The 6,272-nt window shown below is 43.2% G+C and carries 6 protein-coding genes; 4 read left to right on the top strand and 2 right to left on the bottom strand.

What is annotated here, in order from left to right:
• Window positions 1-106: 106 nt before the first annotated feature.
• Entirely contained in the window at window positions 107-1,168 is a 1,062-nt protein-coding gene (locus AC1DWN_RS25060; protein ID WP_477561616.1) for a Gfo/Idh/MocA family protein, read from the top strand.
• A gap of 59 nt (window positions 1,169-1,227) precedes the next feature.
• Window positions 1,228-2,391, top strand: coding sequence for a sn-glycerol-1-phosphate dehydrogenase (locus AC1DWN_RS25055; RefSeq protein ID WP_477561615.1), 1,164 nt, complete (start codon window positions 1,228-1,230; stop codon window positions 2,389-2,391).
• Window positions 2,392-2,457: 66 nt separating this feature from the next.
• On the opposite strand, the gene AC1DWN_RS25050 is transcribed toward AC1DWN_RS25055, so the two are convergent.
• Window positions 2,458-3,285 carry an aldo/keto reductase gene (locus AC1DWN_RS25050; RefSeq protein WP_477561614.1) on the bottom strand — a complete coding sequence of 276 codons (828 nt, stop codon included), beginning with the start codon at window positions 3,283-3,285 and terminating at the stop codon, window positions 2,458-2,460.
• Window positions 3,286-3,303: 18 nt separating this feature from the next.
• The gene (locus AC1DWN_RS25045) at window positions 3,304-4,470 is read right to left on the bottom strand and encodes an iron-containing alcohol dehydrogenase (RefSeq protein WP_477561613.1); all 1,167 of its coding nucleotides are present in this window, start codon (window positions 4,468-4,470) and stop codon (window positions 3,304-3,306) included.
• Between the two features lie 197 nt (window positions 4,471-4,667).
• Here AC1DWN_RS25045 and AC1DWN_RS25040 point away from each other — a divergent pair, with 197 nt between their 5' ends.
• A complete protein-coding gene (locus AC1DWN_RS25040; RefSeq protein WP_477561612.1) occupies window positions 4,668-5,579 on the top strand; it encodes an ArsR/SmtB family transcription factor in 912 nt (303 codons plus the stop codon).
• A 205-nt stretch (window positions 5,580-5,784) separates the two neighbouring features.
• The coding region (locus AC1DWN_RS25035) for a class II aldolase/adducin family protein (RefSeq protein ID WP_477561611.1) at window positions 5,785-6,272 on the top strand (488 nt) is incomplete at its 3' end.

The following is a 6,272-nucleotide window of genomic DNA, read 5'->3' as shown; positions in this document are numbered from 1 at the left end:
AATGACGGGCCAGGTGCATGCACTGAACTATTTAAAGCACTGTCGCGGCGGAGACTTCGTTCCAAATCCATCTTAATTCAAAAAGAGAAGGCGAGGCTTGATCCAGATGACGATCAAATATCGAGTAATAGTTGCAGGCTGCGGCGGAATGGCCAATACATGGGTGGATTATGCGAAGGGTAGAAGCGATACGGAAATAGTGGGGCTTGTCGATATTAAACTAGAGTTCGCACAGGCAATGGCCGAGCGTAAGGAGCTTGAGTGTCCAGTCTATACGAATTTACAGCAGGCGATAGAGGAAACAAACGCAAATGTTGTGTTTGATATTACCGTTCCGGCGAGTCATTATACGGTCGGCAGTATCGCAATGCGCTCCGGGTGTCACGTTTTTGGAGAGAAGCCGTTAGCAGAATCGATGAGTGACTGTATGGATATTGTACAAATCTCCAATGATACTGGGAAAACGCATGCCGTTATGCAAAACCGTCGTTATGATCCCAATATTCGCGCGTTGCAAGAGCTTGTTTCTGGAGGAAAGATTGGACGTGTTGGTTTCATTGGCGCCGATTTCTTCCTAGGTGCTCATTTTGGAGGATTTCGCGATGTAATGGAAAGTCCRTTGTTGTTAGATATGGCGATTCATACTTTTGATCAAGCGCGCTTTATTAGTGGAGCTAATCCGGTCTCTGTCTATTGTCAGGAATTCAACCCGCCTGGTTCATGGTATGCCGGGAACGCAATGGCTGTATGTATCTTTGAAATGTCGGACGGCTCGGTATTTAATTATCGCGGCTCGTGGTGCGCCGAAGGAGCGAATACGTCTTGGGAAGCTGCATGGCGTGTGACGGGAGAGATTGGGACTGCCATTTGGGACGGGCATAGCGAGATTTATGCAGATGTTGTCGCTGCAGACAATCAGATAGGTAGTTTCATCAGTGATCATGTTCGTATAGAGGGTCAACCTCCTGCAATGAGAAGCGCAGGCCACTTTGGTTGTCTGGACGAAATGTTTGATGCACTTAAAGCAGGACGGAAGCCAGAGACGGATTGTAGTGACAATATTTATAGTATGGCTATGGTTTTGGCAGCGCTTGATAGTAATAAAAGAGGTGGAAAAGTTATAATTGCTGATTTTATGAAGGATGCTGCTGCTAAGCTGCAACGTTGACAAAGGTTTGCGGCTAAAAGCAAAATGAATCATATGAGCAAATGAGAAGAGGCGCTAATATGTCATCATTGGTAGAAAACGTGAAGAAACTAGCTTTCGGATTTGACGAACAGAAGCTTAATGAGATAAATATTGATCCAATATGCATTGAAACAGGAGCTATTCGCCAAGTAGCACCCTATTTGAAGGATAAAAGCTATCGTCGTGTGATCATTGCTACGGATGCAAATACATACGCGGTAGCGGGAAAATTTTTGAAAGATGCGATTCTCGCTGCCGGTATTGAGGCAAATGTTTCACTTATTAAAGCGAATGCTCAGGGCGACGTGATTGCTGATGAAGTATCAATCGTTCAGCTCCTGCTTGACATCCAGAATACTTCTTCTGAGGTAGTGGTCGCGGCGGGATCTGGTACGATTCATGATATCGCTAGATATGCCGCTTTTACGTCACGGATTCCATTTATTTCAGTACCAACCGCGCCTTCTGTGGACGGCTTCAACTCCAAAGGGGCTCCAATTATTATTCGTGGAGAGAAGAAGACGGTCGCAGCAATTGGACCTGATGCCATTTTCGCAGATTTGGAGCTGCTTGCAAATGCACCTTCAGCGATGATAGCTGCCGGCTTTGGGGATATGCTAGGCAAATATACCTCATTGCTRGATTGGAGCTTCGGTGCAGCAGAGGGCGGTGAGGACTACTCAGAGGTTGTTGCTAAAATTACAATTGATGCTTTGAACAAATGCATTCTGCATGTGGAGCAAATTGCAAGCCGCGATCAGGAAGGCGTTCGTATATTAATTGAAGCATTAATTGAATCTGGTCTGGCTATGCTCTTGTTTGGGCAGTCGCATTCCGCTTCGGGATCGGAGCATCATCTGTCGCATTACTGGGAGATGGAATATACTCGTCTTGGCAAAAGACAACTGCTGCATGGTGCGAAGGTCGGTGTTGCCTGCGCCGAAATTTCCAAGCTTTATCATGCATTAGCCGCTGATGATGAAGGACTAGCATTTGTTTCATTGCCGGATAAGATACGAAATGAAATTGCTGCTCTGCCAACTGAGCAAGAAATCCGTAATTGGCTTCGCCAAGTCGGAGGGTCGGCAACTACCGAGGAGTTAGGCGTCGACGAGGAACTGCTCACTCGGAGTCTGCAAGAGGCTCATCGTGTAAGGCCGAATCGCTACACGCTTTTGCGTGCTTATAATGAATCGAAATGAAAAACAAAGAGCAGCCTTAAGTAGAAATCTACTAAGGCTGCTCTACTCACATTATTATAAGTTTTTTTAAAAATTAAAGTTGTCTGGATCTGGACCAAACCTCTTATTTTGATTAAGGGAACTTATTTGTATCATTTCTTCCGGTGTTAAAACAAAGTCGAAAATGTCGGCATTTTCCTTCTGGCGTACAAGGTTAGTTGATTTAGGAATCGTGACAACCTCGTTCTGAATATCCCAACGAAGCACGACCTGAGCAGGTGATTTGCCATACTTCGCGCCGATGTCGGCAAGCACGCTATGATCTAGGTTTCCTTGCATAAGCGGACTCCAAGCCATAAGCTGGATTTTGTTCTTTTTGGCAAAGTCATGAAGCTCTTCCTGAGTCAGAAGCGGGTGATACTCCACCTGATTGACCATAGGGATAATTTGGCCTGCCTCAATAATTTCCTGCAAATGATGAATCTGAAAATTGCTTACACCAATCGCTCGTACAAGGCCGTCTTTATAAAGCTTTTCTAGCGCACGCCATGTATCCAAATATTTGCCTTTAACCGGCCAGTGAATGAGGAGTAGATCAACGACATCGACACCGAGCTTCTGTCTGCTTTCTTCGAATGCGATAAGCGCTGATTCATAGCCCTGATTAGCGTTCCAAATTTTTGTTGTGATAAAAATCTCGTCACGCGCAATACCGCTGCTGCGAATACCAGCTCCAACACCCGTTTCATTGTTGTAAGCTGCTGCAGTATCAATACTTCTATAACCTGCTTCTATGGCAGAGGAAACGGTTTGCTCTGCTTCTCCGTCATCCTTAACCTTCCACACGCCAAGGCCAAACCATGGCATTTTTACTCCATTGCTTAATAGAGTATATTCCGTTAGTGCTTTAGTCATTAATGATTGCCTCCTGTATTATAGTGAAAGCTCCAAAATGGCTTTAACATCTTGCTTCTCTAAACGTTTGAATGAGCCGATTGCACCGTAACGAACAGCTTCTTCTGCCATGCGACCAAGTTTATCGTTGCCAATTCCAAAATCAGCCAGACGAGCTTCAGCGCCAATACGAGTGAAGAAGTCTCTAGTTGCTTGAATGCCGGCAAGGGCAATCTCTTGATCTGTTTTACCCGTTGTATCAATGTCCCAAACGCGCTGTGCATATTGAACAAAACGATCTATTCTCTCTTGGTAGACATACTTCATCCAATTTGGAAAAATGACAGCGAGTCCTGCACCGTGTGGAATATCATAGATAGCGCTCACCTCGTGCTCAATGCCATGTGATGCCCAATCATTTGCCATACCGACGCTGATTTGACCACCGTTTAGCGCCATCGTTCCGCACCACATCAGATTGGCGCGAGCAGCTGCGTCATTTGGATTTTCAAGCGCAATTTCTACATTTTCAATGACGGTTTGTAGGATGGACTCACAGAAACGTTCTTGAAGAGGTGTGTTCTTCGTTTGGCTGAAGTATTGCTCAAATACATGAGACATAATGTCAACGGCACCGTTTACCGTTTGGTTACGAGGTACTGTATAAGTCAATGTCGGGTCGAGAATGGAAAACTTAGGATAAGTATGTGAGCTGCCAAAGGCACGCTTTAGGTTCTCCTCCCAGTTCGATACAACGGAGGCGCCATTCATTTCTGATCCGGTTGCTGCTAACGTGAGAATAGTGCCGATAGGAAGGGCTTCCTTGATGACTGCTTTGTTCGTGAAGAAATCCCAAACGTCACCTTCATAAGGAACACCAGCAGCTATAGCTTTCGATGCATCGATTACACTTCCCCCACCGACTGCTAGAATGAAATCGATGCTGTGCGTACGACAAAGCTCTATTCCTTTTTTTACGGTAGATAGACGAGGGTTCGGTTCGATATTTGGAAGCTCGTGGATGATGATTCCTGCTTCGTTTAAATGTTTTACAGTTTTGCCATATAAACCTGACTTTTTGATACTAGTTGATCCGTATACAAGTAAGATCGTTTTGCCGTATTTTGAAGTTAACTGACCAATTTGATCAGCTGACCCTTCACCGAACACGATATGGGTTGGATTGTGAAATTGAAAGGAATTCATTTTATAAAATACCTCCTGCGTTTTATTCATTGCAATTAAGATAACTTAAAAGGTAACTAAATATCTTTTTAGATATGTACATGCCGCTAATTTTAGTGAAAATATAGTTACATGTCAAGTTTTGCGAATGAACTAGTTGATATGTTAACTTTTTAGTTATATAGTGAGTGAATAGCGAGAGATTTAAAAGGGTGGTAATGATGGAAATTGAAGTAAGTAGTAAAAATATGAGATTTCTTGAATGTTTCTCATCTCAAAGCAGGGTGAAAATAATAGAACTGCTCAATATACAGCCAATGAATATCAAAAGCTTGTCTGAAGCACTAGACATAAAGTCTCCCATTGTAACGAGACATATTCATATGCTTGAGGAAGCCGGAATCGTGCGCAGCGAGAGTGTTGCTGGCAAACGGGGCATGCAAAAGATATGCTATTTGCAGCTTGCGCATGCAAAACTTCTATTTAAAACTGCGCCAGTTGTTGTTGATGAAACCAATCGCTATGTGGTGTCGCTGCCTGTAGGGCATTATTCGTCCTATCAGGTTAAGCCGACCTGCGGACTCGCATCTGATACACAAATGATTGGCATGTGTGACGATCCTCGTTATTTTGCTGATCCTGAGCATGTTGGGGCTAAAGTATTGTGGTTTGGTTCTGGCTTTGTAGAATATAGGATTCCGAATTATATGGTTAATAATGAAACGGCGGAATCATTGGAAATTGCATTGGAGATCTGTTCGGAAACACCGTGTGCCGTTGATCATCTGCCTTCTGATATTGCTTTTACCTTAAACGATGTTCATGTGGGAACTTGGACATATCCAGGTGATTTTGGAAGTACGAGGGGACAGTTTACGCCGGAATGGTGGCATAAAAACATTCAGCATGGCCTAATGAAGACGATCCGGATTAATAAGCAAGGCTCATACATCGATGGTGTTCAAGTATCTAATGTGACGATCGAGCAATTGACTCTAACCTATGATAAAGAGATTATGTTCAGAATTGCATGTAGTGCTACGGCCAAAAACTGCGGAGGTGTTACACTTTTCGGAAAAGGCTTTGGCAATTACAATCAAGATATTGAAGTTACGCTGCGATGTCAATAGAACGATAGAATAAACAGTAATAGAAGTATTAATAGAAGATGAAAGCTGTCCTTTTAGTAGATCGTTCTACTTAAAGGACAGTTTTTTTGTTGTATTTTAAAAGAAAACGGATATCCGTTTATCTTTGAATTTTATATATTCAAAGATAAACAAATATGATATGATCGATTCAGACAAATACAAAACATCATTCGGAGGTATAATCATGGTACAAAGTTTGTGGGATAAGTCGAAAGCGTCGCAATTAGAAGGCGGATTAAATGAACTTGTATACCGTTCTAACATTATTGGTACAGATCGTCGGGTTTGTAATTTCGGTGGTGGCAATACATCTAGCAAAACAATCGTTAAAGACTTCCGCGGCCGCGATGTTGAGGTTATGTATGTGAAGGGCAGTGGTTCCGATCTTGCTTCTATGAAAGCAGGGAATTTCACAGGCTTGCGTATGGATGATATTCGTCCGTTATTTGAGCGTAATGAAATGCCTGACGAGGAAATGGTCGCTTATTTAGTAAATTGTATGATCGACTCCAAGCATCCACGTGCTTCGATTGAAACGCTTCTGCATGCATTCCTTCCATTCAAACATGTGGATCACACACATCCGGATTCTATTATAAGCTTGTGCTGTGCGGATAACGGTAAAGCGCTTGCGAAAGAAATTTTTGGAGATCGCTTTGTATGGGTTCCTTA

Source organism: Paenibacillus sp. P4_A7 (assembly GCF_056402455.1).
This window is presented reverse-complemented; position numbering and strand designations above follow the sequence as displayed.

What these genes read in the sequence shown, in the direction of transcription:
- AC1DWN_RS25050 (WP_477561614.1), bottom strand. Translation starts at nt 3,285, where the DNA reads ATGACTAAAGCACTAACGGAATATACTCTATTAAGCAATGGAGTAAAA.
- AC1DWN_RS25040 (WP_477561612.1), top strand. Translation starts at nt 4,668, where the DNA reads ATGATGGAAATTGAAGTAAGTAGTAAAAATATGAGATTTCTTGAATGT.
- AC1DWN_RS25045 (WP_477561613.1), bottom strand. Translation starts at nt 4,470, where the DNA reads ATGAATTCCTTTCAATTTCACAATCCAACCCATATCGTGTTCGGTGAA.